The sequence below is a fragment of the Lachnoanaerobaculum sp. MSX33 genome, assembly GCF_000512995.1.
In the GTDB taxonomy this organism is placed as follows: domain Bacteria; phylum Bacillota; class Clostridia; order Lachnospirales; family Lachnospiraceae; genus Lachnoanaerobaculum.
The window spans coordinates 22877-48116 of the sequence record NZ_AZXX01000078.1; the positions used below are offsets into that span (position 1 = coordinate 22877).

Here is a 25240-nt window from a genome sequence, read left to right on the forward strand (position 1 = left end):
GCTGTGTTCCCCGCGTAGGCGGGGGTGATCCTAGTTTGGCTATATGATAATATGCGTCTTTTTCGTGTTCCCCGCGTAGGCGGGGGTGATCCCAACCCTGAAGGCTGGACGGAGTACGATAGATAGTGTTCCCCGCGTAGGCGGGGGTGATCCCCTTACCTTTTATTTTTTCATTAACGTAACAAAGTGTTCCCCGCGTAGGCGGGGGTGATCCCGGCAAAAACAATTATACTATTTTCGCAAAAGAGTGTTCCCCGCGTAGGCGGGGGTGATCCCTCTCATCATTCTTAGATGCTAAAAATTGTGTTGTGTTCCCCGCGTAGGCGGGGGTGATCCCGTTTAAGTCGTTAGAATTCTGTGTAATTCTACGTGTTCCCCGCGTAGGCGGGGGTGATCCATTATCAGAATTTTCAGACAATAAAATAAATTAGTGTTCCCCGCGTAGGCGGGGGTGATCCTTAGATTAGATAATCAATCAGAATAGAATAATCGTGTTCCCCGCGTAGGCGGGGGTGATCCTAATCTATCTTAAATATTTCTATTATTTCTTTTGTGTTCCCCGCGTAGGCGGGGGTGATCCCATACAGAGCCAACAACAGCACTTGAACATATGGTGTTCCCCGCGTAGGCGGGGGTGATCCCCCATCTTGTACCGTAATTCATTTTCTCTGATAGTGTTCCCCGCGTAGGCGGGGGTGATCCCGGCTACTACAAACGCTCGGATGGACATCCACAGTGTTCCCCGCGTAGGCGGAGGTGATCCCTATTCTATTCACGATTTTTTCTTCATCAGGTATTCCCTGCGTATGCGGGGTGAAACCTACCACATATTATGTTCCATCACCATCAGAAATATTCCCCGCGTATGCGGGAGTTACTACTTATATTAAAATTTGTATCCTTTGGTAATTTTGTCTTATCCTTATATGCAGAAGTACTTTGAGATATTTAAACCTGTATTTATTAATGAGATTGTATAAGTAATACTATAAAGAGAATACAAATACCGTCACCTGCTTAATATATCCTGCAGGGCATCTGAATCCAGTATTTTGATTACAGGGGGATTATAAAAAATAATTTTCTCGGATTCCAGGCGGCTTAATTCCCGGTGCAGGGAGGTTCTGGATACATTCATAAGCATTGCCCATTTTGAAATGCTGTCAGGAATTGTGACAGTATCTTTACCTGATTGACAGGACTGCATTAAAAGCCAGAATGCCGCTTTTTGTGCGATGCCTCCGTAGGAGAGCAGCTCAAGTCTTTGCTGAAGCATATAAGTGGCAGTGGAAATTTCGGTGGTGAAATTTTGTAATATGCAAAGATTTAATTGCATAAGCTTTAAAAGCTCATCTCTATGTAAGAGCATTATCTTTGCAGGCTCAATTGCAACTATATCACAGGGATATTTTCGGCTTTTGGAAAAAACGGCGGCAGGTCCTATAATATCTCCGGGATTTCGTACAGAAACATCCACCTGCCTGCCGTTTGGGAAATTTTTCCTTGCCTCTACGCGACCTTCTAAAATAATACCTATACGATTGGCGGTATCCATAAAATTAAACACGGTATTTCCTTTGTCATAGTATTTAACGGTGGGGGAAATAATTCCAAGGATATCTGAAATTTCATCTTCTCCCAAACCCTTAAATAAGGAACTGTTTTGAAGAATTGAATAGTACATATTGTCTCCATAGTTTTTTGTTGTTTTTATTATACATGAAATCTGTATCTGGGAATACAGATTTTTTGACATTATAGGAGTATAATAAAGACAAAATAAAGGAGGTCAAGATATGAGCGTTACAAATTGGAAAGATAAAGTTTCAAGTTTTAAGCAAATTGATGTAAGAGGAATTCAAGGCAATTTCTTTTTGGGATTAAAAAAGCAGGCCATGGATGTGAAGGCAGGCGAGGGAATAGCGGTTATTCAGTCCTTTGATCCCATACCTCTTTATGAAGTAATGGAGGGGTTGGGTTTTGAATATTATACGGAGAAAAAAGCCGAAGGTGAGTACCATGCTTATTTTTACCGCGTGGAGGTAAAGCAGGAAGAAAGGGATATTCCTATGCGTCCGGCGGCACTTACAAATATGCCTTTGATTGATGAGAAATTAGGGGATATAGCTGTAAGTTTCTGGGATTTGACATGGAATGATGAGCATAGATATCTGCCGTATGAAACAAGGCTTTTACTGTCATTGACAAATGCAGTGGGTGCGGGCAGAATGCGTCAGGCAACAAGAGAACTTGTAAAGGCATATATTCACGGACTTGACAGTGCTGCATTTGATGATGTTTTTGAACTTCTTGTATGGAATCAGGGAATAGGTTATTTTAGTTCGGAGATAGGCCCTTCCACACTTTTTGCAGCATATAAGACCATAAAAAACATGGAAAAGCAAAACAAAGCAAGGGGCGAGATTTGTGAAACATTAAAGGAAAAATTCGGAGAGAAGAATCCGGATGTAAAGGTGTGATATATGAAAGAAAAAGTAGGTGAAGTATTTTCTATAGCAAGGGATAATGAACCTGTTGCCGGTTGTACTGTTTCAAAGGCGGTATATGAGGGAGCAAATGATATAATATATTTTTCTTTGGCGGAGAATACGGATATAAGTGCCGAAATATATCCCTACCATAAGCTGCTTATAGTGGCTGAGGGAAGGATGAGTGTTTACGGTGATAAGGGTTTTATAAGAGAGCTTGAAACAGGAGACTGTATTATAACAATGACAGATACACCTGTGGGAATGAAAACAAATAGTGGAGCCGTGTATACGGAAATATCAATAAGGAGAGAAGATATTATGAATAACAGTGTTAAAGCGGGAGAAGTTTTTAAATTAGCGGATTTGGTACCATATGCGGATGGAAAGATTGTAAATATGGATGTGGTTCATAATGATAAGATGAAATTTATTGTTATGGCATTTGATGAGGGTGCGGCACTTTCAGAACATGCAGCACCGGGTGAGGCAATCGTTTTTGCCCTTGACGGCGAGGGGGTAATAGGTTATGAGGGAAAGGAACATGTTATAAAAGCAGGTGAAAACTTCCATTTTGCAAAGGCGGGACTTCACTCGGTAAAAGCAACAAAGAAATTTAAAATGGCATTATTACTTACACTTGAATAAAAGAAAGGGGGCGATCACATGAGAAAAAAAGTAAAGGGGAATGTAAGCTGGGTAGGATATATTGATTGGGAGCTGGAGAGTTTCCATGGCGATGATTATTCCATAAAAAACGGTTCCAGCCAAAATGCCTATCTTATAGAAGAAGAAAAAACAGTATTGATTGACACTATATGGACACCTCATAGATTTGACTTTGTAGAGAATCTAAAAAAGGAGATAGATTTAAGCAAGATAGATTTTATAGTTGCCAATCATGGAGAATGTGATCATTCAGGTTCCCTTACCGCACTTATGGAGGAGATACCTGATACTCCGATTTATTGTACCGCAGCAGCTGTAAAAAGTATTGAAGGTCAGTACGGAAAGCGTGGCTGGAACTTTAATGTGGTAAAGACCGGAGACAGTTTGGATATAGGAAACGGTAAAAAGCTTGTATTTGTAGAAATGCGTATGCTCCACTGGCCTGACAGTATGGCGACATATATGACAGGAGACAATATCTTATTTTCAAATGATGCCTTCGGACAGCATTATGCAGTGGAGGAATTGTTTAATGACAAGGCGGATCAATGTCTTTTGTGGAAGGAAGCAATGAAGTATTTTGCAAATATATTGACTCCTTTTGCTCCTATACTTACCAAAAAGCTGGAGGAAATCACAGGTTTTAATCTGCCGATAGATATGATTGCACCTTCTCATGGTGCAATATGGAGAGAAGATCCGCTGCAAATAGTTAAAAAGTATGGAGAATGGGCGGCTGACTATCAGGAAGATCAGATAACCATAGCGTATGATACAATGTGGGAAGGAACTACAAAGATTGCACATAAAATAGCTGAAGAAATTCATGCTAAGAGTCCCGATACTGTAGTAAAGGTATTTAATATCTCAAAATCGGATAAGAATGAGGTTATGACTGAAATCTTTAAGTCAAAGGCAATTGCGGTGGGTTCTCCTACAGTCGGAAACAGCATATTAAGCAGTGTGGCAGGCTGGATGGAATTTTTAAAACAGCTTAAGTTTAAAAATAAAAAAGCGGCAGCTTTCGGTTGCTATGGATGGTCGGGAGAGTCTGTAAAGATACTTAAAGAGCAGCTTGCAGGAGCCGGATTTAAAGTGGCTGAAGAAAATATAAAAGTTTTATGGAATCCGAAGGAGGAAGATTTTAACAAACTACCGGAACTGGTTGAAAGTTTATTATAGTATAAAGCAAATCTAAAGCGTCATTAACCGAATAGATTGAAAGGTTAAAATTTATTATAGAATAAAGAATCGGGTAGGGGATGTCTCTACTCGATTTTTGTTGTAAAATCATAAAAAAACTTAACCTATTCCGAAGGTATTTTTAATGTACAGCTTATATAATATATTGGTTTCATATAAAAGAGTTGCTTAATATATATTCAAAAGTCTATGAGTAAAGGCAAAGATTCTATGTAATAAATACAATGATTTAAGAAAGGGAAAGCAAATGAAACCGATATATACATTATTTGCAGGGGTAAACGGAGCCGGAAAAACCACATTATTTAATATGCAGGATAAAGATTTGGGTGTAAGAGTTAATTCTGATGAGATAGTAGTTGCAAACGGAGGTGATTGGAGAAATCCTTCCGATCAGGCAAGAGCTATGAAGGAAGCGGTGAAACTTATCAAAAGATGTATAAATGATCAATGTGATTTTAATCAGGAGACCACATTGACAGGAAAAAGCATTATAAATAATATAATAAAAGCAGGGGAAAAGGGATTTAAAATAAAAATGAATTAACCATATATGATAATACAAAGGATTTAAAGGTAGTTGCAAAATTTATCAAAGGCAAAAAAGAAAAATGTGATTTAGACTGTACATGGCTAAGGCAAATACTTTAAATAACGGAGTATTAAATAAAATCCATATTTATCATAAAAGATATCATACTCCGGCAGTCAAAATAAAAAGCGGGGAATAACCTGCTTTTTTTAATGAACATTTTATTGTCGGCTTATATTTTAGATAATATTTACCTTATTATATGTTATAATATTTGAAGAATTTTATTGGTGGATTTAAAGTGCAAGGAGGGCTTATGGCAAAGTATTTTCCGCTGTTTATTGATATAAGTAACAAGACATTTTTGGTGGTAGGGGCCGGAAATATAGCTGCAAGAAGAATTCTAAAACTTAAGGAGTTCGGTTGCAAGATAATAGTCGTAGCAAAGTCTATAGCAGTAACTATAATGGATTTGCAGGACGACAGGCTGATTTTAAAGGAAAGAGCTTATGACAGTTCGGATGTTGTAGGTGTTGACTATGTTATAGCCGCTACCAATGATAAGGAACTGAATGAAAAGATAGTATGGGATTGTAAAAAAGCCGGTGTTATAGTAAATGATGCCTCGAATTATAAGAATTGTGATTTCTATTTTCCGGGGATTGTTACAGAGGAAGAGATGGTGATAGGAGTAACATCATCCGGAAGTAACCATAAATTGGCAAGAAGGGTGGCAAGTGCAATCAGATACAATATAAAAGATATAGTTGAGGAATGCAGGAAAGAACAGGAAGAAAATCCGAAGCAGGAAGATTTTGACTGAAGCAGGGAGGACATATGTTTAGGACCAGAAGACTGAGAGCAAATGCGGGTATAAGAAATATGGTCAGAGAAACAAGGATAAGCAAGGATGCCCTTATTTATCCTATGTTTTTTGAAGAGGGAGAAAATATATTTGAAGAAATAGAGTCCATGCCGGGACAGTATAGAATGAGTATAGACCGATGTGACAGTGTAATAGAAGAACTTTTAGATGCAGGGGTCAGTGCCGTAATGCTCTTTGGTATACCGAAGCATAAAGATGAAGTAGGGAGTGAGGCATACCATGACCATGGCATTGTTCAGGAAGCAATCAGATATATAAAGAAAAAATATCCGGGGATTTATGTAATAGGTGATGTATGTATGTGTGAGTATACTTCACATGGACATTGTGGAATATTAAACGGAAGTGATGTAGATAACGACACAACTATAAAGTATATTGCAAAGATTGCGCTTTCACAGGTAGAAGCCGGAGCCGACATGGTGGCTCCTTCAGATATGATGGATGGCAGGGTTGAAGAGATAAGAGCAATTTTAGATGATAACGGATATAAAAATATTCCTATAATGGCATACTCGGCAAAGTATGCTTCTGCATTTTATGGTCCTTTCAGAGCGGCGGCAGATTCCGCACCTGCTTTCGGTGACAGGAAGAGCTATCAGATGGATGTGCACAATGTAAGAGAAGCACTAAAGGAAGTAAAAGAGGATATTTTAGAAGGTGCCGATATTGTAATGGTAAAACCGGCTATGAGCTTTTTGGATATAGTGACAAAAGTCAAGGAGATTACGAATGTTCCGGTAGCCGCATATTCTGTAAGCGGTGAGTATTCTATGGTGAAATCCGCGGCAAAGAACGGCTTTATAGATGAAGAAAAGATAATGTGTGAGATGGCGGTATCGGCGTTCAGAGCGGGAGCCGATATTTATATTACATATTATGCAAAAGAACTGGCAAAATGTATTGACAAGGGGATAATCGGATGAAAAAGGGAGTTATAGTTGCAAGTTTTGGAACAACACATGAGGACACCAGAAAAAAGACAATAGATGTGATAGAAAATGATATAAGAGAAGCCTTTAATGACAGTATCTTTATCAGAGCTTGGACAAGCGATATTATTAGGTCGAAATTAAAACGTCGTGAGAACTTACATATCAACAATATAAAAGAAGCCTTGGATGAGGCTGTACAAGAAGGTGTGGAAGAATTATTGGTAATAAGTACTCATATTATAAACGGAGTGGAACATAATAAAGTCAAGGATGCAGTATTAAGCTATAAGGACAGATTTAATAAAATAAAAATCGGAGCTGCACTTTTGGAAAATGATGATGACTTTAAGTTTATTATAAAGGAACTGGATGAGATCTACAATAAAGAAGCTGACAGCGCATATCTTTTGATGGGCCATGGTTCAGACCATGAAGCTAATGAAATATATGAACAGCTTAGGAACAGATTTGTAGATATGGGAAGAGATGATATACATATAGCCTGTGTAGAGGGTTATCCGTATATTGAAGATATTCTACCGGAGCTTTCGGAATACAAGTCCGTTCATCTGTCACCTTTTATGATAGTGGCAGGAGATCATGCAAAGAATGATATGGCAGGTGATGAGGACAGCTTCAAAACGATTCTTGAGGAAAGAGGAAAAAATGTAAGTTTTGAACTTAAAGGACTTGGAGAATATGATTTTGTAAGAAGTCTTATACTTAAGCATGCAAATGAGGCGGTATATGTTTCATAAAGATACAATAAGAATAGGTACAAGAAAAAGTGCTTTGGCACTGGCGCAGAGCAAATTGGTGGGGGATGCTATAATAAATAGCTTCCCCCATATAAAAATAGAGTATGTTCCTATGAATACGGTAGGTGATAAAAGGCTTGATATTTCATTACAGGAAATAGGTGGAAAAGGTTTATTCACAAAGGAGCTGGAAGAAGCACTGATAAATGGAGATATAGATCTGGCGGTGCATTCAGCAAAGGATTTGCCTTTAGAGTTTGACAACAGGCTAAAAATTATGCCTGTTTTAAAAAGGGCGGCAGTCAATGATATTTTTGTGGTAAATAAAGATTCAAATAAAGATATAAGAAACTTACCAAAGGGATTTAGAATAGGTACAAGCTCAAAAAGAAGGTCCGAACAGTTGAGGCTTTTAAACAAGGATATTGAAATACTGCCTGTCAGAGGAAATGTAATCACCAGAATAGGAAAGATATTTTCAGATGAGGTGGATGGTGTTATCTTGGCAGGTGCAGGAATTGACAGACTTATTGAAGATAATAAATATGCTGCGGAATACAGCGATATTTTTGATAAGATAAGCATTTTTATTATAAAAGAATGTGATATATTGCCGGCACCTGCACAAGGAATATTATGTGCAGAATATGCAAATGATGATATGGCAGAGATACTTGAAAAAATACAGGATAAAGAATGTGCGTCTTTATTTATTGCAGAGAGAAGGTATTTAAGTGTATTACAGGCCGATTGTCATACAAGTGCAGGTATTTATATATCCGATAACCAAAAAAAATATAGTATAAAAGCTTACTTTGACGGTAAATATATGGAAGCCGATAATATAGAAAAGACATTAGAAAAATTGCTGATTGTCATAGAGGAATTGGCGGGCAAATTAAAGAGGTAAAATGTTTGATAAAAAAATAAATAGTGTATCACTGGTAGGTGTTGGACCCGGAGATGAAAAACTGCTTACATTAAGGGCATGTGAGTGTATAGAAACTGCCGATGTTATAGTATATGACAATCTGGTGAATCCAACTATATTAAACAGGGCAAAGATGAGTGCAAAGCTTATATATGCGGGGAAGATATCAGGAAATCATTATCTTACACAGGACAAAATAAATGAGACTATTGCAGAACATGCTCTTACAGGTGAATATGTAGTGAGACTAAAAGGGGGTGACCCCTATATTTTCGGGCGAGGCGGTGAAGAGGCCGAGTATCTCTTGGAAAGAGGTATTGATTTTGAAATAGTGCATGGAATCAGCTCATTCTATGCAGGTCTTGGCTATGCCGGAATACCTGTTACATTCAGAGGGGAAGCCGCAGAGTTTCATGTCTTTACCGGCCATAAAAAACAGGGAGAAGAACTTGATTTAAATTTTACAAATATAGCAAAGCTTGAGGGTAGTTTGGTATTTTTGATGGGAATATCAAACTTAAGTTTGATAGTACAAGGTTTGCTGTCAAACGGAATGAATCATGATATCGGAGCCGCTGTTATTGAAAACGGAACAAGATATAATCAAAGAGTATTCAGAGGGAAGCTTTCAAATATAGAGGAGATTGCAAAAAGAGAAAATATTATTTCTCCGGCTCTTATAGTGGTTGGCAATGTATGTGAAAAGAATCTTGCTTTCTTTCAAAAAGATATACTGCCGCTTTCAGGTAAAAATATACTCCTCACTGCCACCAAGGGTTTGCTGGAAAAGATGGCACCTGAATTTAAAAAGCTTGGAGCAAATACTTGTGAGATGAGTCTTATCGCTACAAAAGAGATGGAAATTGATAAGGAAAGATTTGTTTCGGAGCTTGAGCTTGCCACACATGTTTTATTTACAAGCTCAAACGGTGTGGATATATTTTTTGATAAGATAAAAAAATATGATATAGATATCAGAAGCCTATACAATAAAAAAATATGCGTTATAGGTAGCGGAAGCAGTGCTGCTTTGAAAAAGTACGGAGTGAATGCGGACTTTATTCCGAGCAAGTTTGACTCAAAAAGTTTTGTGGAAGAAATTTTGCCAAAGCTTGATAAAAGCAGTAAAGTACTTATGCTAAGAGCCAAGCTTGGAAATGACAATCTTCCAAACGGACTTAATGAGGCAGGTATAGAATTCAGCGATATTCCTATCTATGATACAATTATTGACTACAGAAGAAGTTTCGAGCTCAATAAGGAAATAAAGAAATTTGATTATGTGGTAGTGGCAAGTGCCAGTGCGGCAAAGGCTTTGTGTGAGATGATAGAGGATAAATCGGCTCTTTTAAACAGAGTGGTATCTATAGGGCCTGTGACCACAAAGGCTCTTAGGGAATTTGGTATAGAGGAATTGATTACAGCAAAACAATATGATGTAAAGGGGATAGTAGATGCAATCAAGGGATTATAAAAAATCGGAAAAATATTTCGGTATATCTCAAAAGTATATTCCGGGCGGTGTAAACTCACCGGTTCGTGCGGCAAGGGCGGTACACAGAAATCCGGTATTTATAAAGTCGGGCTTGGGATCAAAGATATTTGATGTAGACGGAAATGAATATATAGATTATGTATGCTCATGGGGACCGGCAATACTTGGGCATGCTCATCCGTATGTACTTGAAAAGGTAAAAAAGGCATTAAAAAAAGGCCTCAGCTTCGGTGCTCCTACAAAGAAGGAGTATATACTTGCTGAAATGATAAATGAAGCAATGCCTGTTATGGAGCAGGTAAGACTGGTAAATTCAGGTACGGAAGCTACAATGAGCGCTATAAGACTTGCAAGAGGATATACAAATAAGGATCTTATTTTAAAATTTACAGGTTGCTATCATGGACATTCGGACGGACTTTTGGTAAAAGCCGGAAGCGGTGTGCTTACAGAGGCAATTTCTTCAAGCGGTGGAGTACCTGATGACTATGCAAAAAATACTGTCGTAGCGGAGTTTAATGATAAAGAAAGCGTCAAAGCATTATTTGATAAATATAATGATAAGATTGCTGCAGTTATTGTGGAGCCTGTAGCGGCAAATATGGGTGTTATTCCTCCAAAGGATGGATTTCTTGAATTTCTTAGAGAAATCACAAAAAAGAATAATGCTCTTTTGATATTTGATGAAGTAATAACAGGTTTCAGACTGGCAAAGGGAGGAGCCTGTGAATACTTTAAAATAAAGCCTGATTTAGTTACTGTAGGCAAGATAGTAGGTGGAGGTATGCCACTGGCGGCGTATGGTGGAAAGAAAGAGATAATGGCTCATATCAGTCCTCTTGGAGATGTGTATCAGGCGGGTACTCTTAGTGGAAATCCTATAGCAACAACAGCCGGTATTGCAACTCTTGAAGTACTTTTTCAAAATCCTGAGATTTATGCAAATATAGATGAAAATGCTAAACTTTTGGCTGAAGGTATTGAAAAGATAATGAATGAGGGAGAGAAAAAAGTACATATAAACAGAGTGGGTTCTTTGTTATCGGTATTTTTCACATCAAAGAAAGTTGAGTGCTATGAGGATGTATTAAGCTGTGATCTTGACAAATATGCAAGTTATTACAGCTTTTTAAGAGAGAATGGTATTTATGTGGCACCAAGTCAATTTGAGGCGGCATTTATATCCAATGCACATACAGCTGAGGATATAAATAATACTTTGGATGTAATAGCCGAGTTTGGGGGAAAAGAATGATTTTACTCCTAAGCTTAAGCTTTCGAAATACACCGCAAAAGATAAGAGAGTATTTTGCATTCGGAACTGAGGACAAAAAGAGACTTTTAAAATCATTATGCAGTGAAGAACTGATAGATGAAGCTGCAGTACTTATCACATGTAACAGAACCGAAATATATGTAAGTGCGGGAAATGACAAGAGTACCGGCAGTATAATAAACATTATTTTGGAAAAATGTGAAGAGATAATAGGTATAAATATAGAAAACCTCAGAGATTATTTGCTTTTCTATACCGGAAAGAGTGCAGTTTATCATCTGTATAAGGTCAGTGCAGGTCTGGATTCAATGCTTATAGGTGAAGACCAGATACTTGGGCAGGTAAAGGATGCTATAGAATTTGCAAGAGAGTGCGATACAGCACATTTATATCTTAATACATTGTTCAGAGACGCCGTCACGGAGGCTAAGAAGATAAAAACAGAAACTTTAATCTCAAAATCAGGAGTATCTACAGCCACATTGGCACTGAGAGCGGCAAAGGATGTACTTAATTCGTTTTCAGGAAAAAATATACTTGTGATAGGTGCATCCGGAAAAATCGGAGATATCGTATTAAAGAATGCGATAAGCTACGATTTTTCACAGATATATGTTACAAGAAGAAGGCATAATATAGATATGTCTCCAAATGTGATGGACAGGGTGAGAATTATAGAATATAACGACAGATATGATTATATAAATGATGCGGATATTATTGTTTCGGCTACAAGCGGACCTCATTTCACTCTGACAAAGGAACATATTCAGGAGAATATTGTGCCGGGAAGTAAAAAAGTATTCATTGATTTGGCGGTGCCATGTGATATAGATGAAAGAGTAAGAAGCCTTGATAATGTATATTATTACAATATGGATGACATGAAAAAGTTTGCAGATGAAAACAATGAGAAAAAGAAGATAAGTATTGAAAAAGCAAATGCAATGACGGATGAAGGTGTGGAGAAATTTTTAAAATGGGCATTGTTTCAGGAAAATTTAAAAGTGTTTTCAGACGCAACGGAAAATCTTGAAAAAGAGATGGCAAGAATCGGAGAAAAAAAGACTTTGGAACATCTGTTTTATAAGATAAGAGATAACGGAAGTTTGGAAGCATTGCAGTCTATCATTGATGTTCTTTCAATATGATACAGCAGATTGTATAATTGTTTAATAGCTGAACTATAATTTTCCATATTGAACAAATATATCTTATATATATGTTTATATAGTAAAATTACTTTTTTTGAAATCATTTTGTGAATAAAAAAACGCATAAAAAATATAAATCAAATAATAAAATATTGAAAAATAGCCTAAAAGTATGTTATTATAGAGTTGCAGAAGAATTTGCAAATTGACATTAGATTGACTTGATATGTAAAGACAGAAAAGAAGGATTGACCGATCCTTATATCAGAGCATTTTTAATGGGACGTAGATGATGTTTTGGTATCAAATTCCATTTGGTTGGGTCACAAAAAAACGTTAGGAGGTATAGTCATGGAGGACTATATTTTATCATGCAGCTCCACCGCAGATATGACTAACGGGTATTACTCTAGTAGGGATATTCATCATATAGACTGTAAATACACTATAGGTGGCAAGACATATGATGAAAGTATGGGAGAGAGCGTGCCTTTGTCGGAGTTCTACGAAAGAATGAGAAACGGTGAAAGTCCGACAACAAGTCAAATCGACATGGCAGAATACAAGGAATACTTTAAGAAATTCTTGGAAGATGGCAAGGATGTATTGCATATTTGCCTATCATCAAGTATATCCGAATCGTATCTATCAGCGATGGCAGCAGTTAAGGAACTTAAAGGGGAGTATCCTGAAAGACAGTTATATGTAGTAGACTCTTTGTCTGCATCAGCCGGTATGGGACTGCTGGTAGACATCCTGGCAGACAAAAGAGATGAGGGAATGCCTATTGACAAGCTGAAAAGTTATGCGGAGAATTCCAAGAAGTATATCAATCACTGGTTCTTTTCCACAGACTTAACTACCTACTTGAGAGAAGAAAGTCTTGCCAATTTTACTTTTAAGATTGGAAAGACATTGAATTTCTGTCCGCTTATGTGTGTGGACGGAGAGGGTAAGTTGGTAGTTATTGAAAAAGTAAAGACCAAGAAAAAGACCATGGAGGCTATAGTTTCAAGAATGGAAACACAGGCCGTAGATGGAAAGCGATATACCGGAAAATGTTTTATCAGCCATGCAGATTCAGAAAAAGAAGCAAACAAGTTGGCAAGTATGCTTGAGGCTCGTTTCCCGAATTTAAAGGGAAATGTAGAAGTAAAAGATATAGGCCATGTGAACGGTGCACACACAGGTCCCGGAACAGTTGCAGTATTTTTTGTCGGTGACAAAAGATAATTAATTAGAATTTTGATGATTTTAAAAGAATGAAAAAGATGCTTATGCCGCTATTGAAAGATTTCTTCTTAGTATGTCGGTATAAGCATTTTTTGTTTATATTAACACTATTGTTCCATTTGCATTTAAGATATATAATTAGATAAGAAATATTATTGAAAGGATATATCATGGAGGCATTTGCGCTTATAAGGAGAAACGAAGCAAAAATTATAGATTTGCCAAGTCCGAAACTTTCAGATCCATATAATGCTATATTGACACCGGCAGCGATATCGGTTTGCACATCTGATGTAAATACCGTATACGGATCCGGATCAAAGAAACCGGATAATCTTATTTTGGGACATGAAGCAGTTGCAAGGATTGTAAAAGTCGGTGAAAAAGTCAAAGACTTTAAAGAAGGGGATGTGGTTGTTGTTCCGTCTATGACACCGAATTTTCATGACAAAGATATACAGGACGGAAATTTTTTACATGCAGGAGCAAACTTCAGTGCAAATACTTTGGGAAGAAGTACGCCGGGAGTTTTTGCAAGAGAATTTGAAGTGGCTGATGCGGATTTAAACTTGGCTATTTTGCCTGAGGGTGTAAGTCTTGGAAACGGACTTATGTGTACAGATATGGCCACTACAGGCTTTACAGGTGCGGAAACGGTGAATTTCGGAGATACAGTTGTTGTGCTTGGAATCGGTGGTGTAGGGCTTATGGCAATATGCGGTGCCGCTCTTAGAGGTGCCGGAAAAATCATTGCGGTCGGAAGCAGAGGCGTAAGTATTCCACTGGCATATGAATATGGTGCAAGCGAGGTTATTTCATATAAGGATAACAATGTTACGGAATATGTTCTTAAAGCAACAAAAGGCAAGGGCGCAGATGTGGTAATAATTGCAGGTGGCAATGATAAGTCTTTTTCAGATGCCATAGATATGGTAAGATATGGTGTCGGGAAGGTTGTAAATTTGAAACTTTTTACAGGTGACGGAAGTATGGAGATACCGAAGTTTTCTTCAGGTAGAGGTATGTCAGGAAAAACCGTATATATGGAGCTTGGAAAAGGCGGTAGAGTCAGAATGGAAAGACTGCTTTCAATGGTAAAGCATAAAAGATTTACACCTGAAAAACTGATTACACATACATTTGAAGGCTTTGAAAATGTAGAACAGGCTCTTGAACTTATGAGGGACAAGGGCAATACTGTTATAAAAACAATGATACTTACGGGATGGTAGAATGAAAAAAATAAGTATAGTTGTACCATGTTTTAATGAAGAGGAAAATGTGGTACCTATGGCGGATGCCATAAGAGAAGAGTTTAAGAAAAATCTTTCATCATATGAGTATGAAATTATTTTTATTGATAATGATTCAAAAGATAATACAAGAGAGTTGATAAGAGAACTTTGCAAATCGGATAAGGGTATTAAAGGTATATTTAATGCGAAAAATTTCGGACAGTTTAATTCACCTTATTACGGAATGCTGCAAAGTACCGGAGATGCCACAGTGCTGATGGCTGCAGATTTTCAAGATCCGGTGGAGATGATACCGAAATATGTAAAAGCATGGGAAGAGGGCTATAAAATAGCTATCGGAATCAAGAAGTCCAGTCAGGAAAATAAGATAATGTTTCATCTTAGAAGTCTGTATTACAAAACTATAAAGAAACTTTCAGAAGTTGAGCAGATAGAACATTTTACAGGTTTCGGACTGTATGACAAGGCGTTTATAAATGTTATGAGAAATCTTGACGATCCGGTCCCTTTCCTGAGAGGAATAGTTGCGGAACTTGGATTCAGAAGAAAAGAGATTCCATATGAGCAACCGCAAAGAAGAGCCGGAATTACAAGCAATAATTTATACAGATTGTACGATGCGGCAATGCTTTCGGTTACGGCATATACCAAGGTAGGGTTGCGACTTGCCACATTTGCGGGAGTCATACTTTCAGGTATATCAATGATTATTGCCATTATATATCTTATATTAAAGCTGCTTTATTGGGACAGATTTCCGGCAGGTATGGCCCCGATACTTATAGGTATGCTTTTCCTCGGTTCAATACAGATATTCTTTATAGGACTTATAGGTGAGTACATACTTACAATAAATCAAAGAGTGATGAAGAGACCCTTGGTTGTTGAAGAGGAAAGACTCAATTTTGATGAATAAAGGCTGCACTAAAGCACAGAATATTATAAAAAGGATAATACTTTATGAAATATAAGGTGGACTATGTTCGCATACGCGAGAATTATATCACATTAAACGGTTGGGTAGTGGGTAAGAAACCAGGTTCACAGCCTTCTTTTCATGTATATAACAGTAAAATGGAAAGTGTTGACTTCAAATATGTAAAGACCAGAAGAGATGATGTATGTCAGGTATATTTCGGTAAAATATATGATGAAGATTACGGTTTTGATATTAAGTTTGATTATAAAAGGGGTGAAGACTATTATCTTGAGATAAAAGTTGACAATCAAAAGAAGAAAATCAAATATAATGAGGAGCTTATATATAAGCGTTCAAGTGTAGCCTATAAAAGGATGGAAAAACTTAAAGACCTTTGCAATATGGAAACTGTAAGGGTTGCTTTTAACTTCATGAAAAAGAACGGACTGAGAGCTCTTATCAGAAAGTCAAAGAGTAAAATACAGGGCATGGACAATGATTACGAATATACAGAATGGTATGAAAAGACCAAGCCTACAAAGGAAGAGTTGGCAGCACAAAGAGAAGTTAAATTTGACTACTCACCTTTATTTTCAATAGTAATACCTCTTTATGCGACTCCTGACAATTTCCTCAGAGAGTTGCTTGACTCAATTCTTGCACAGACTTATTCAAAATTTGAGATTTGCCTTGCGGACGGAAGTGAAAACGGCAAGGACAAGGAAGATTTTATAAAAAAATATATTGAAGAAAAAAACACAGGAAGCAAGATAAAATATAATAAACTTGGCAAAAACTTGGGTATTGCCGGAAATACAAATGAAGCACTTAAGATGGCAAGCGGTGATTATATAGTACTTGCAGATCATGATGATGTTATTACCGAAAATGCATTGTATGAATGTGCAAAGGCAATAAATGAAGAAAACTGTGACTGCTTATATTCCGATGAAGATAAGCTGGATATGGACGGAGGTTCATTATTCGATCCTCATTTTAAGCCTGATTTTAATATCGACTTACTTGAAAGTGTGAATTATATCTGTCATCTCTTTGTAGTAAAGAAGGAGCTTGTGGATGTGGCAGGAATGTTTGATGCGGCATTTGACGGAGCACAGGACTATGACTTTATATTCAGAGTGACTGAGAATGCAAAAAAGATTGTACATATACCGAAGGTTTTATACCATTGGAGATGCCATATGAATTCAACAGCTTCAAATCCGCAAAGTAAATTATACGCATTTGAAGCGGGAGCAAGAGCAATAAAGGCACATATTGAAAGAGTGGGGATTTCATTACCTTTAGAAAAGATAGAAAAGGGTGTTGATTACGGTATTTACCATAAATACTTTATTATGGAAGATAAACCTTTGCTTTCAATTATCATTCCTAACAAGGACCACAGAGAGGATCTTGATTTGGCGATTCGCTCTATAATGACAAAGAGCAGTTATAAGAATATTGAGTTCATTGTCGTGGAAAATAATTCTACCGATAAAAAGACTTTTGAGTACTATGATAAGATTCAAAAAGAATTTGACAATGTAAAGGTTGTGCGTTGGGAGAGAGAATTTAACTATTCTCTTATCAATAACTTCGGTGTAAACTTTGCAAACGGTGAATATCTTTTCTTTTTAAACAATGATATAGAACTTATAAATCCGACTTCAATAGAAGAGATGATGTGGTATGCGGTAAGAAAGGATGTCGGTATAGTGGGTGCAAGACTTCTCTACAATGATGATACAATACAGCATGCAGGTGTTGTGGTCGGATTTGGAGGAGTGGCGGGGCATACCTTTATAGGACTTTCAGAGGTTGAAAACAGCTATTTCCACAGAGCACTTACATTACAGGATTATTCCGCCGTAACGGCTGCAGCACTTATTACGAAGAAATCGGTATTTGAAGAAGTTGGCGGATTCAGTGAAGAATTGGCGGTTGCATTTAATGATATCGATTTTTGTATGAAGGTAAGGGATAAAAACTATCTTGTAGTCTATAATCCTTATGCACTTTTCTATCATTATGAGTCAAAGTCAAGAGGACTTGAGGACAGCCCTGAAAAAATCGAGAGATTTAACAAAGAGACTGCTATATTTATGAAAAGATGGCCCAAAATACTGGAAAAGGGAGATCCGTATTATAATCCTAATCTTACATTACGTAAGTCAAACTTTGCACTTAGAGATTTGTTGAATGAAAAAATAGGTGAACCGTTTATTGACGAGAAGATAAAAAAATACCTTTAGGTATCCGGGAGAAAGATGAGTAAAGTAACAATAATAATACCGAACTATAACGGTATAAAGTTTATGAAGGATTGCATTGAATCGCTTAGAACTCAAACTTATAAAAATTTTGAGATTTTGGTGGTAGACAACGGTTCAAAGGATGATTCGGTAGATTATTTAAGAGATCTTGAAAGTTATGAAAGCAATCTGAATATAAAAGTGATTTATCTGGATGAAAACCTTGGGTTTGCAGGTGGAGTAAATGTAGGACTTGCAGCCTGTGACAGTAAATATGTTATTTTGTTGAATAATGATACCGAAGTATTTCCGGACTATGTGGAAATGCTTGTTAATGCAATAGAAAAGTCTGAAAAGATATTTGCAATAAATCCACTGATGATAAATGCTCATGACAAGGAACTTGTGGATGATGCCGGAGACGGATATTCTCTTCTCGGCTGGGGGTATCAGATAGGTGTCGGAGAAAAGGTAGCGGATTTTACAAAAAGAAGAGCTGTATTTTCGGCATGTGCCGGTGCAAGTATATACAGAAAGAGCATCTTGGATGAGATAGGTTATTTTGATGAAATGCATTTTGCATATTTGGAGGATATGGACTTAAGTTTCAGAGCAAGACTTAGAGGATATATTATCGGTTTTGAGCCAATGGCCAAGGTATATCATCTCGGAAGTGCAACCTCAGGATCAAAATACAATTCCTTTAAGGTAAGACTTGCAGCAAGAAATAATATTTATTTGATTTATAAAAATATGACAAACCTGCAGATTGCATTTAACTTTTTCCCACTTTTACTGGGAACTTTAATTAAAACGGCATTTTTCTTTAAAAAAGGATTTCTGACAGATTATATAAGCGGACTTAAAGAAGGCTTTAAAAATCTTGGAGAATGTGAAAGAGTTGATTTTTCGGAAATCAGAAAAACGGATATATTGGCGCTTGAGGGCGAGATAATAGCCGGAACATTTGAATATGTGTATAGATTTATAAAAAGACATAGCAGTTGAGAACTGTTACTAAAGATTAAGTAAAATGTAATAAATGATTTTGCGTTTGGTTGTAAAATTGATATATGATTTTACGAATAATGAAAAGAAGTCTATCGCATAAGATTGCGATATGGAGCAATATATGATTAAAGAAAACCAGAAGAGATTAAACAGGCTGCATATACTCTTAGATGCTCTGGTTATATTTTTAAGTTATTTAATAGCTTATCTTATAATGTATTATAATGATGATGCCTTGCTTGCATTGTCGGCACAGGAGTATTTCAGTGCTCTGATAATAATTATACCCGGTTTTTTGATACTCTATGAATTCTTTGAACTGTATACACCTAAGAGAGTTTCGGGAAGAAGAAGCGAGATAGCAAATATATTCAAAGCCAATTCTATAGGATGGTTGATATTTACATTGACACTCTATTTGGGTGGTAAAAATATGAATATGCATCACTTCTCAAGAAGATTGGTAATTATCTTCTATATTCTGGCAAATGTACTTATGATAGTTGAGAGAACTTCAATACGAATTTTCTTAATGAACATAAGACAGAAGGGGTATAATCAGAAGCATATTTTATTAATCGGGTATTCAAGGGCTGCTGAAGGATATATAGACAGAGTAAAACAAAATCCTGAGTGGGGATATAATATCAGGGGTATCTTGGATGATAATAAAGAACGAGGATTCAGCTATAACGGTGTAAAGGTGATAGGAACCGTAGCGAATCTTCATATGATATTAGAGATGAATGTACTTGATGAAATAGCGATAACTCTCAGTATAAAAGAATATGAACATCTGGAAGCCATAGTAAATGACTGTGAGAAATCCGGCGTTCATACAAAGTTTATACCTGATTACAATAATTTTATTCCTACTATTCCATACATAGAGGACTTACAGGGATTGCCGGTTATAAATATCAGGCATGTGCCGCTTACAGAATTGCACAATGCATATATAAAAAGAATTGTTGACATATTCGGGGCATTATTTGGTATAATACTGTTCTCACCATGGATGTTAATTACCGCAATACTGGTAAAGCTGACAGACGGTGGCCCCATAATATATGCTCAAGAAAGAGTCGGTTTACACAATAAACCTTTTAAAATGTATAAATTCCGCTCAATGGCTGTACAAAAGCCGTCAGAGGAAAAGTCAAAATGGACTACTCCAAATGACCCGAGAGTCACCAAAATAGGTAGATTTATAAGGAAAACAAGTATTGATGAAATGCCTCAGTTTTTCAATATCTTAAAGGGTGATATGTCACTTGTGGGTCCGAGACCTGAGAGACCTTTTTATGTGGAAAAGTTCAGAGAAGAAATACCGCATTATATGATAAAACATCAAGTCAGACCGGGACTTACCGGTTGGGCACAGGTTAACGGGTTTAGAGGAGATACTTCAATACAAAAGAGGATAGACCATGACTTATATTATATTGAAAACTGGACTTTAGGTTTTGATTTCAAGATAATGTTTTTGACGATATTTAAGGGATTTATCAACAAGAATGCTTATTAGCAGGAGGATTATAATGAGCGAAGAAAAAAAGAAGTCCAGAAAAAAGAAAAAATCAAAAATTGCTTTTTTCATTACTATGCTTATAGCGGAGATGCTTGTTCTGGGCGTTATATTTGCATATGCCTATGCGCTGAAACAATATTCTAAAATCCAACGACCGGAGTATGATGTGGAAGAGGTGGCAAATACCGGCTTGTCGGAAAAAAAGCTTCAGGAAATGAGAGGATATAGAAATATTGCATTATTCGGTGTAGACTCCAGAGACAACAGTGTCGGAAAAGGAAACAGATCCGATGTCATAATTATATGTTCAATAGATCAGGCTACAGGAGATATTAAGCTTGTATCTGTATACAGAGATACATACCTTGATGTAGGTAAGAATTCATTCCAGAAGGCTACACATGCATATAGCTATGGCGGACCGGCAAGAGCTGTTAAGATGTTAAATGACAGTTTGGATCTTAATATTACAGACTATGTTACATTCAACTGGAAGGCGGTTGCAACAGCAATAAATATTTTGGGCGGTGTAGATATAGAAATCACAAAGCCGGAGTTTAAATATATAAACTCTTATATTACAGAAACTGTAAAGGGAACAGGTATAGGATCCGTACAGTTAAAGGCTCCGGGCATGCAGCATTTGGACGGTGTTCAGGCTGTTGCATATGCAAGACTTAGATATATGGACACAGATTACCAGAGAACGGAAAGACAGAGAAAAGTTATTGAACTTGCTTTTGAGAAGGCAAAGAAGGCCGATCTTAAGACTTTGAATGATCTTCTTGGAAATATGCTTTCCATGGTAGCGACAAATCTTACATGGCAGGACGGTCTTGATGTAATAAATGATTTCGGAAAATATAATTTAAAAGATACTGCAGGTTTTCCGTTTGAATTGGATGATATGACTCTGGGTACAAAGGGATTTATAGTAGTTCCCGTAAACCTTGAGAGTAATGTATTGGAACTTCACAAATATCTCTTCGGTGATGAAAATTATGAGGTTTCCGCAAAAGTAAAAGCCTACAGTGACAGAATTTCATCAGATACCGGAGTTTATAAAGACGGTGACAGTATAAAGCGAGTAAAAACCAGCGGTGGATATAAGTCGAATAAAAACACTGATAAAGATGATAAAGAAACCAAGAGTAAGAAGAAATCGACTACCGAAGCCGAGACTAAAAAGAGTGTAGATATCTACATAGATAATAACGGAAGATATTATCAGCTTGATAAAGACGGTGAAACCGTTTGGATAGATAAAGATGAAGAAAATGATTATTACACAGACGGTGACGGAAATAAGTACTATATAAAGCCTACCGAGAAGGGAAGTGCGGCTGAAAGGGATAAGACCACAAGCAGCTCAAAAACAGGAGTAAATGTAGGCCCGGGAGAGACCACACAGGCCTCAAAGGGTTCAAATGTGGAGATTATAACTTCGTCAACCGAGGCTCAGAATAAGAAAAATACTACAGCTGAAACTCAGACAAAGAAGGTAAACGGACCGGGAGAGACTACTGCCGCAAGCGGTGAGGCTCAGCCGAGGAAATCAAACGGACCGGGTGAAACAACTCAGGCTCAGACAAAGTCGGGAAAGAGTCCTAAAGAATCTACAGTGGAACCTTTGACGACTACAGCAAAAGAAGAAACTGTGGCACCTGCTCCTAATGTAGTGGGACCGGGAAGTACTGTTTCACAGACTGTAGAAGCAAAACCTGAATAAAAAACACAAATTAAACTTATTTCGTACACAAATAAGACACAAAGCATTGGTAGACTATAAACCATAAAGGAAAGCTACCGATGCTTTTTTAATATATGAAAGGAGCGCACGTAATCGTACGAATAAGAATATGGGATTTGATAGAGATGAATTTGATAATGAGATAAACAATACACAGGAGCTTACAACAAACACAGAAAACACAACAGAGATTTCAAACACAAATACTGCAGATGAAATCGGTATTGATACTCAGTCCGAGCAAAAGGATATAGACAGTATTATAAAAAGACATACGGACAGTCTTGCAAAAGCTGCAGAGAATATAGCTAAAAATGAGGCGGAGTCCGGCAGCAGCGTTAATACGGTAAGTTTAGATAAAACAAATACAGATGAGGAGGTAAACAATAATGCAAACATTGAAGGAAACAGTAGAGAAACTTATAGAACAACTCAGTCAGAAGATGTACGAGCAAGGGCTCTTACCGCACAGCCTCAAAAAGTCCAAAGTAAGGGTAAGGAGCGAAAGAAATCAAAAGTAGGTAAGGCCGTAGGTCTTGTAGCAAGTGCGGCTGTATTCGGACTTGTTGCCGGTGGAGTAATGGTAGGTGTAAATACTGTTGCCAACAGCTATATTTCAAGCAATGTGGAAACTAAAGACAATATTGTTATAGGAAATCAAACCGATATCAAGAGTGACAGTGAAAGCACTGCGGCACCTGCAACAAATCTTTCAAATATGGATGTGTCTACAATTGTAGACAAGGCTATGCCTTCAGTAGTAGCTATCTATGGTAAAGCTGAGATTACTCAGAACAGCTTCTTCGGAACACAAAGCTACGAGGCACAGTCAAGCGGTTCAGGTATTATAGTCGGAAAAACAGATACTGAACTTTTGGTGGTCACAAACAATCATGTTATTGCAGATACCGACAGTCTGGAAGTTGAATTTAATGACGGAACAAAGGCTGCAGCTTCCGTAAAGGGCGGAGACAGTGACAATGATGTTGCCGTTGTGGCAATTAAGCTTTCAGATCTTTCGGAAGATACATTGTCAAAGATAAGCATTGCAAATATAGGCGATTCAAATGATATTAAGGTCGGACAGGGAGTGGTTGCCATAGGTAATGCACTTGGATATGGCCAGTCTGTAACTGTAGGTTATATTTCGGCATTAAACAGAGAAGTAAAGACTGAGGGAGGCACATCAAGAAATCTTCTTCAGACAGATGCCGCTATAAATCCGGGAAATTCAGGCGGCGCACTCCTTAATATGAAGGGTGAAGTCATCGGTATAAATTCAGCAAAGTATTCAGATACCGATGTTGAAGGAATGGGCTATGCCATACCTATTTCTGCAGTAAAGGATCTTATAGCTGAACTTTCAAGCAAAGAAACCAGAACGGTTGTTGCGGCAGAGAATCAGGGATATCTTGGAATACAGGGTAAGGATATAGATGAGGAAATGGCTAAGGCATATGATATGCCACAGGGTATTTATGTTTACAAGGTTGTAGAAGGTGGAGCGGCAGCATCTTCAGACTTGAAGGCCAAGGATATCATAACAAAGTTTGACGGACAAAGTGTAAGATCAATGGAAAGTCTCAAAAATATGCTTACATATTATGAGAGTGGAAAAACAGTGGATTTGACAGTTCAAAGGCTGGATGAAAGCGGCAATTATGTAGAAAAGACTGTAACAATAACTCTTGGAAAGAGAGAGGCTGTAGAGCAGTAATATATTTATACGCAACAGGCATAAATGCCTGTTGCTTTTTTTATCCGATATAATGTATACTAAATTGCTATATAGGAAATGGAGTAGTAATAATGAGACTTAGACATATAAAGGGCTGTGAGGACTTTATAACCGAAGCAAAGGAATGTATCAGAGAAGATAAAGCAATAGAATTGAAGGGAAGTATACAGGATATCTTTGAGGAGAAAAGATCTTTGCAGATTGAGATAGGAATGGGCAAGGGACAGTTTATCAGAAATATGGCGATAACACATCCGGATATAAACTTTATCGGTATAGAAAAGTATGAAAGTGTACTGATGAAAGCAATACAAAGAAAAAGAAACCTTGAAAAAGAGAAGAGTATAGACAATCTAAGGTTTCTATGTGCAGATGCAAAGAAGCTCTCGGAGATATTTGAGGCAGGAGAGGTGGATAAAATATTTCTTAATTTTTCCGATCCATGGCCGAAGGACAGACATGCAAACAGAAGACTTACATCACCGGATTTTTTAAATGTGTACGATATTATATTGAAAAAGGACGGAGTAATAGAATTTAAGACCGATAATATCGGGCTGTTTGAATATTCTTTGGAGGTGGTAAAGGATTCAAAGTGGAAACTTGATTTTTGCAGCTTTGACTTTCATTCTGAAAAGGAATCTGAAGGAAATATAATGACGGAATATGAGGAGAAATTCTCAAGTCAGGGAAATAAGATTTGTAAAATGATTATAAGCAGATAAAAATCACCTGCCGAAATAGGCAGGTGAAATAAAAAACTCCAATGATGACGGTCATTGGAGTTTGTTTTATGCATTGATACTATCAACAGCCTTTGAAAGTCTTGCAACCTTACGAGATGCATTGTTCTTGTGATATACACCCTTTGATGCTGCCTTTGTAATCTCAACGATAGCATTCTTAAGGTTCTCCTGTGCAAGCTTCTTGTCATTTGCTGCAACAGCACTGTCAACTTTCTTAATAGCAGTCTTTACTTTTGATCTGATAGACTTATTTCTCTCAGTTCTAACTAAAGCAACTTGAATTCTCTTCTTTGCTGATTTGATATTAGCCACAATTACCTCCAATAAATAAATAACTTTTTTTGTTGAATTAAATTTAATTTTAAAAGTTTATATTGAAGCCTGGACACGGACAGTTCAATCTAAACGCGAATATAATTTTAGGATATTCTAAGTGGAATGTCAAGGTTTAAGAGAAAGTTTTGTTGAATAGT

Annotated in this window: 22 protein-coding genes and 1 CRISPR repeat array (1 of these 23 only partly in view); of the genes, 20 read left to right on the forward strand and 2 right to left on the reverse strand. The window is 37.1% G+C overall.

The features are described from left to right. A CRISPR array of direct repeats spans positions 1–763; the repeat unit is 28 nt; unit sequence GTGTTCCCCGCGTAGGCGGGGGTGATCC (it extends 1401 nt beyond the left edge of the window). A gap of 246 nt (positions 764–1009) precedes the next feature. Next, positions 1010–1684 carry a Crp/Fnr family transcriptional regulator gene (locus HMPREF1495_RS08670; RefSeq protein ID WP_007594582.1) on the reverse strand — a complete coding sequence of 225 codons (675 nt, stop codon included), beginning with the start codon at positions 1682–1684 and terminating at the stop codon, positions 1010–1012. A gap of 112 nt (positions 1685–1796) precedes the next feature. On the opposite strand from HMPREF1495_RS08670, the gene HMPREF1495_RS08675 reads away from it, so the two are divergent. The 20 genes from HMPREF1495_RS08675 to trmB all read left to right on the forward strand — a co-directional run bounded on the left by HMPREF1495_RS08675 (position 1797) and on the right by trmB (position 24746). Next, positions 1797–2480, forward strand: a complete 684-nt coding sequence (locus tag HMPREF1495_RS08675; protein ID WP_034213879.1) for a DUF2249 domain-containing protein — start codon at positions 1797–1799, stop codon at positions 2478–2480. Positions 2481–2483: 3 nt separating this feature from the next. Next, complete coding sequence (locus HMPREF1495_RS08680) at positions 2484–3137, forward strand: cupin domain-containing protein (protein WP_034213881.1); 654 nt, start codon at positions 2484–2486, stop codon at positions 3135–3137. Positions 3138–3155: 18 nt separating this feature from the next. Further along, the gene (locus HMPREF1495_RS08685) at positions 3156–4340 is read left to right on the forward strand and encodes a flavodoxin domain-containing protein (RefSeq protein ID WP_007594576.1); all 1185 of its coding nucleotides are present in this window, start codon (positions 3156–3158) and stop codon (positions 4338–4340) included. 268 nt (positions 4341–4608) lie between these two features. Continuing rightward, complete coding sequence (locus tag HMPREF1495_RS08690) at positions 4609–4908, forward strand: ATPase (protein ID WP_034213907.1); 300 nt, start codon at positions 4609–4611, stop codon at positions 4906–4908. A 301-nt stretch (positions 4909–5209) separates the two neighbouring features. Beyond that, a complete protein-coding gene (locus HMPREF1495_RS08695) occupies positions 5210–5716 on the forward strand; it encodes a precorrin-2 dehydrogenase/sirohydrochlorin ferrochelatase family protein (RefSeq protein ID WP_007594571.1) in 507 nt (168 codons plus the stop codon). 14 nt (positions 5717–5730) lie between these two features. Beyond that, a complete protein-coding gene (hemB, locus tag HMPREF1495_RS08700) occupies positions 5731–6705 on the forward strand; it encodes a porphobilinogen synthase (RefSeq protein WP_034213883.1) in 975 nt (324 codons plus the stop codon). Continuing rightward, positions 6702–7472, forward strand: coding sequence for a sirohydrochlorin cobaltochelatase (locus tag HMPREF1495_RS08705; protein ID WP_034213885.1), 771 nt, complete (start codon positions 6702–6704; stop codon positions 7470–7472). The genes hemB and HMPREF1495_RS08705 overlap by 4 nt, the downstream gene beginning before the upstream one ends. Further along, positions 7462–8382: a hydroxymethylbilane synthase gene (hemC, locus tag HMPREF1495_RS08710; RefSeq protein ID WP_034213887.1), complete on the forward strand. Its 921-nt coding sequence runs from the start codon at positions 7462–7464 to the stop codon at positions 8380–8382. The genes HMPREF1495_RS08705 and hemC overlap by 11 nt, the downstream gene beginning before the upstream one ends. A gap of 1 nt (position 8383) precedes the next feature. Beyond that, the gene (cobA, locus tag HMPREF1495_RS08715; RefSeq protein WP_034213889.1) at positions 8384–9877 is read left to right on the forward strand and encodes a uroporphyrinogen-III C-methyltransferase; all 1494 of its coding nucleotides are present in this window, start codon (positions 8384–8386) and stop codon (positions 9875–9877) included. Continuing rightward, positions 9858–11153 (forward strand): glutamate-1-semialdehyde 2,1-aminomutase, encoded by a 1296-nt coding sequence (gene hemL / locus HMPREF1495_RS08720; RefSeq protein WP_034213891.1) that lies wholly within the window; start codon positions 9858–9860, stop codon positions 11151–11153. Before cobA ends, hemL begins: the two co-directional genes overlap by 20 nt. After that, positions 11150–12325: a glutamyl-tRNA reductase gene (hemA, locus tag HMPREF1495_RS08725; protein WP_034213893.1), complete on the forward strand. Its 1176-nt coding sequence runs from the start codon at positions 11150–11152 to the stop codon at positions 12323–12325. The genes hemL and hemA overlap by 4 nt, the downstream gene beginning before the upstream one ends. 354 nt (positions 12326–12679) lie before the next feature. Further along, positions 12680–13561, forward strand: coding sequence for a DegV family protein (locus HMPREF1495_RS08730; protein WP_007594545.1), 882 nt, complete (start codon positions 12680–12682; stop codon positions 13559–13561). Positions 13562–13731: 170 nt separating this feature from the next. Beyond that, the gene (locus tag HMPREF1495_RS08735) at positions 13732–14793 is read left to right on the forward strand and encodes a zinc-binding dehydrogenase (RefSeq protein WP_034213894.1); all 1062 of its coding nucleotides are present in this window, start codon (positions 13732–13734) and stop codon (positions 14791–14793) included. A 1-nt stretch (position 14794) separates the two neighbouring features. After that, positions 14795–15733 carry a glycosyltransferase family 2 protein gene (locus HMPREF1495_RS08740; protein ID WP_034213896.1) on the forward strand — a complete coding sequence of 313 codons (939 nt, stop codon included), beginning with the start codon at positions 14795–14797 and terminating at the stop codon, positions 15731–15733. Between the two features lie 44 nt (positions 15734–15777). Continuing rightward, positions 15778–17991, forward strand: coding sequence for a glycosyltransferase family 2 protein (locus HMPREF1495_RS08745; protein ID WP_034213898.1), 2214 nt, complete (start codon positions 15778–15780; stop codon positions 17989–17991). A 15-nt stretch (positions 17992–18006) separates the two neighbouring features. Next, positions 18007–18999 carry a glycosyltransferase family 2 protein gene (locus HMPREF1495_RS08750; protein WP_034213900.1) on the forward strand — a complete coding sequence of 331 codons (993 nt, stop codon included), beginning with the start codon at positions 18007–18009 and terminating at the stop codon, positions 18997–18999. A gap of 124 nt (positions 19000–19123) precedes the next feature. Further along, entirely contained in the window at positions 19124–20530 is a 1407-nt protein-coding gene (locus tag HMPREF1495_RS08755) for an undecaprenyl-phosphate glucose phosphotransferase (RefSeq protein ID WP_007594537.1), read from the forward strand. Positions 20531–20543: 13 nt separating this feature from the next. Beyond that, complete coding sequence (locus tag HMPREF1495_RS08760) at positions 20544–22262, forward strand: LCP family glycopolymer transferase (protein ID WP_034213903.1); 1719 nt, start codon at positions 20544–20546, stop codon at positions 22260–22262. 130 nt (positions 22263–22392) lie between these two features. Next, a complete protein-coding gene (locus tag HMPREF1495_RS08765; RefSeq protein WP_034213905.1) occupies positions 22393–24000 on the forward strand; it encodes a S1C family serine protease in 1608 nt (535 codons plus the stop codon). Between the two features lie 92 nt (positions 24001–24092). Beyond that, positions 24093–24746, forward strand: a complete 654-nt coding sequence (gene trmB, locus HMPREF1495_RS08770) for a tRNA (guanosine(46)-N7)-methyltransferase TrmB (protein ID WP_007594533.1) — start codon at positions 24093–24095, stop codon at positions 24744–24746. 66 nt (positions 24747–24812) lie between these two features. Here the strand turns inward: trmB and rpsT are convergent, their stop codons facing one another. Further along, positions 24813–25079: a 30S ribosomal protein S20 gene (rpsT, locus tag HMPREF1495_RS08775; protein WP_007594531.1), complete on the reverse strand. Its 267-nt coding sequence runs from the start codon at positions 25077–25079 to the stop codon at positions 24813–24815. Between the last annotated feature and the right edge of the window lie 161 nt (positions 25080–25240).

Coding starts and splice junctions, on each gene's coding strand:
- HMPREF1495_RS08685 (WP_007594576.1), top strand. CDS start 3,156: ATGAGAAAAAAAGTAAAGGGGAATGTAAGCTGGGTAGGATATATTGAT.
- HMPREF1495_RS08735 (WP_034213894.1), top strand. CDS start 13,732: ATGGAGGCATTTGCGCTTATAAGGAGAAACGAAGCAAAAATTATAGAT.
- HMPREF1495_RS08730 (WP_007594545.1), top strand. CDS start 12,680: ATGGAGGACTATATTTTATCATGCAGCTCCACCGCAGATATGACTAAC.
- cobA (WP_034213889.1), top strand. CDS start 8,384: ATGTTTGATAAAAAAATAAATAGTGTATCACTGGTAGGTGTTGGACCC.
- HMPREF1495_RS08675 (WP_034213879.1), top strand. CDS start 1,797: ATGAGCGTTACAAATTGGAAAGATAAAGTTTCAAGTTTTAAGCAAATT.
- HMPREF1495_RS08695 (WP_007594571.1), top strand. CDS start 5,210: ATGGCAAAGTATTTTCCGCTGTTTATTGATATAAGTAACAAGACATTT.
- HMPREF1495_RS08740 (WP_034213896.1), top strand. CDS start 14,795: ATGAAAAAAATAAGTATAGTTGTACCATGTTTTAATGAAGAGGAAAAT.
- trmB (WP_007594533.1), top strand. CDS start 24,093: ATGAGACTTAGACATATAAAGGGCTGTGAGGACTTTATAACCGAAGCA.
- HMPREF1495_RS08670 (WP_007594582.1), bottom strand. CDS start 1,684: ATGTACTATTCAATTCTTCAAAACAGTTCCTTATTTAAGGGTTTGGGA.
- HMPREF1495_RS08745 (WP_034213898.1), top strand. CDS start 15,778: ATGAAATATAAGGTGGACTATGTTCGCATACGCGAGAATTATATCACA.
- HMPREF1495_RS08705 (WP_034213885.1), top strand. CDS start 6,702: ATGAAAAAGGGAGTTATAGTTGCAAGTTTTGGAACAACACATGAGGAC.
- HMPREF1495_RS08760 (WP_034213903.1), top strand. CDS start 20,544: ATGAGCGAAGAAAAAAAGAAGTCCAGAAAAAAGAAAAAATCAAAAATT.
- HMPREF1495_RS08765 (WP_034213905.1), top strand. CDS start 22,393: ATGGGATTTGATAGAGATGAATTTGATAATGAGATAAACAATACACAG.
- hemB (WP_034213883.1), top strand. CDS start 5,731: ATGTTTAGGACCAGAAGACTGAGAGCAAATGCGGGTATAAGAAATATG.
- HMPREF1495_RS08750 (WP_034213900.1), top strand. CDS start 18,007: ATGAGTAAAGTAACAATAATAATACCGAACTATAACGGTATAAAGTTT.
- hemA (WP_034213893.1), top strand. CDS start 11,150: ATGATTTTACTCCTAAGCTTAAGCTTTCGAAATACACCGCAAAAGATA.
- hemL (WP_034213891.1), top strand. CDS start 9,858: ATGCAATCAAGGGATTATAAAAAATCGGAAAAATATTTCGGTATATCT.
- HMPREF1495_RS08690 (WP_034213907.1), top strand. CDS start 4,609: ATGAAACCGATATATACATTATTTGCAGGGGTAAACGGAGCCGGAAAA.
- hemC (WP_034213887.1), top strand. CDS start 7,462: ATGTTTCATAAAGATACAATAAGAATAGGTACAAGAAAAAGTGCTTTG.
- HMPREF1495_RS08680 (WP_034213881.1), top strand. CDS start 2,484: ATGAAAGAAAAAGTAGGTGAAGTATTTTCTATAGCAAGGGATAATGAA.
- HMPREF1495_RS08755 (WP_007594537.1), top strand. CDS start 19,124: ATGATTAAAGAAAACCAGAAGAGATTAAACAGGCTGCATATACTCTTA.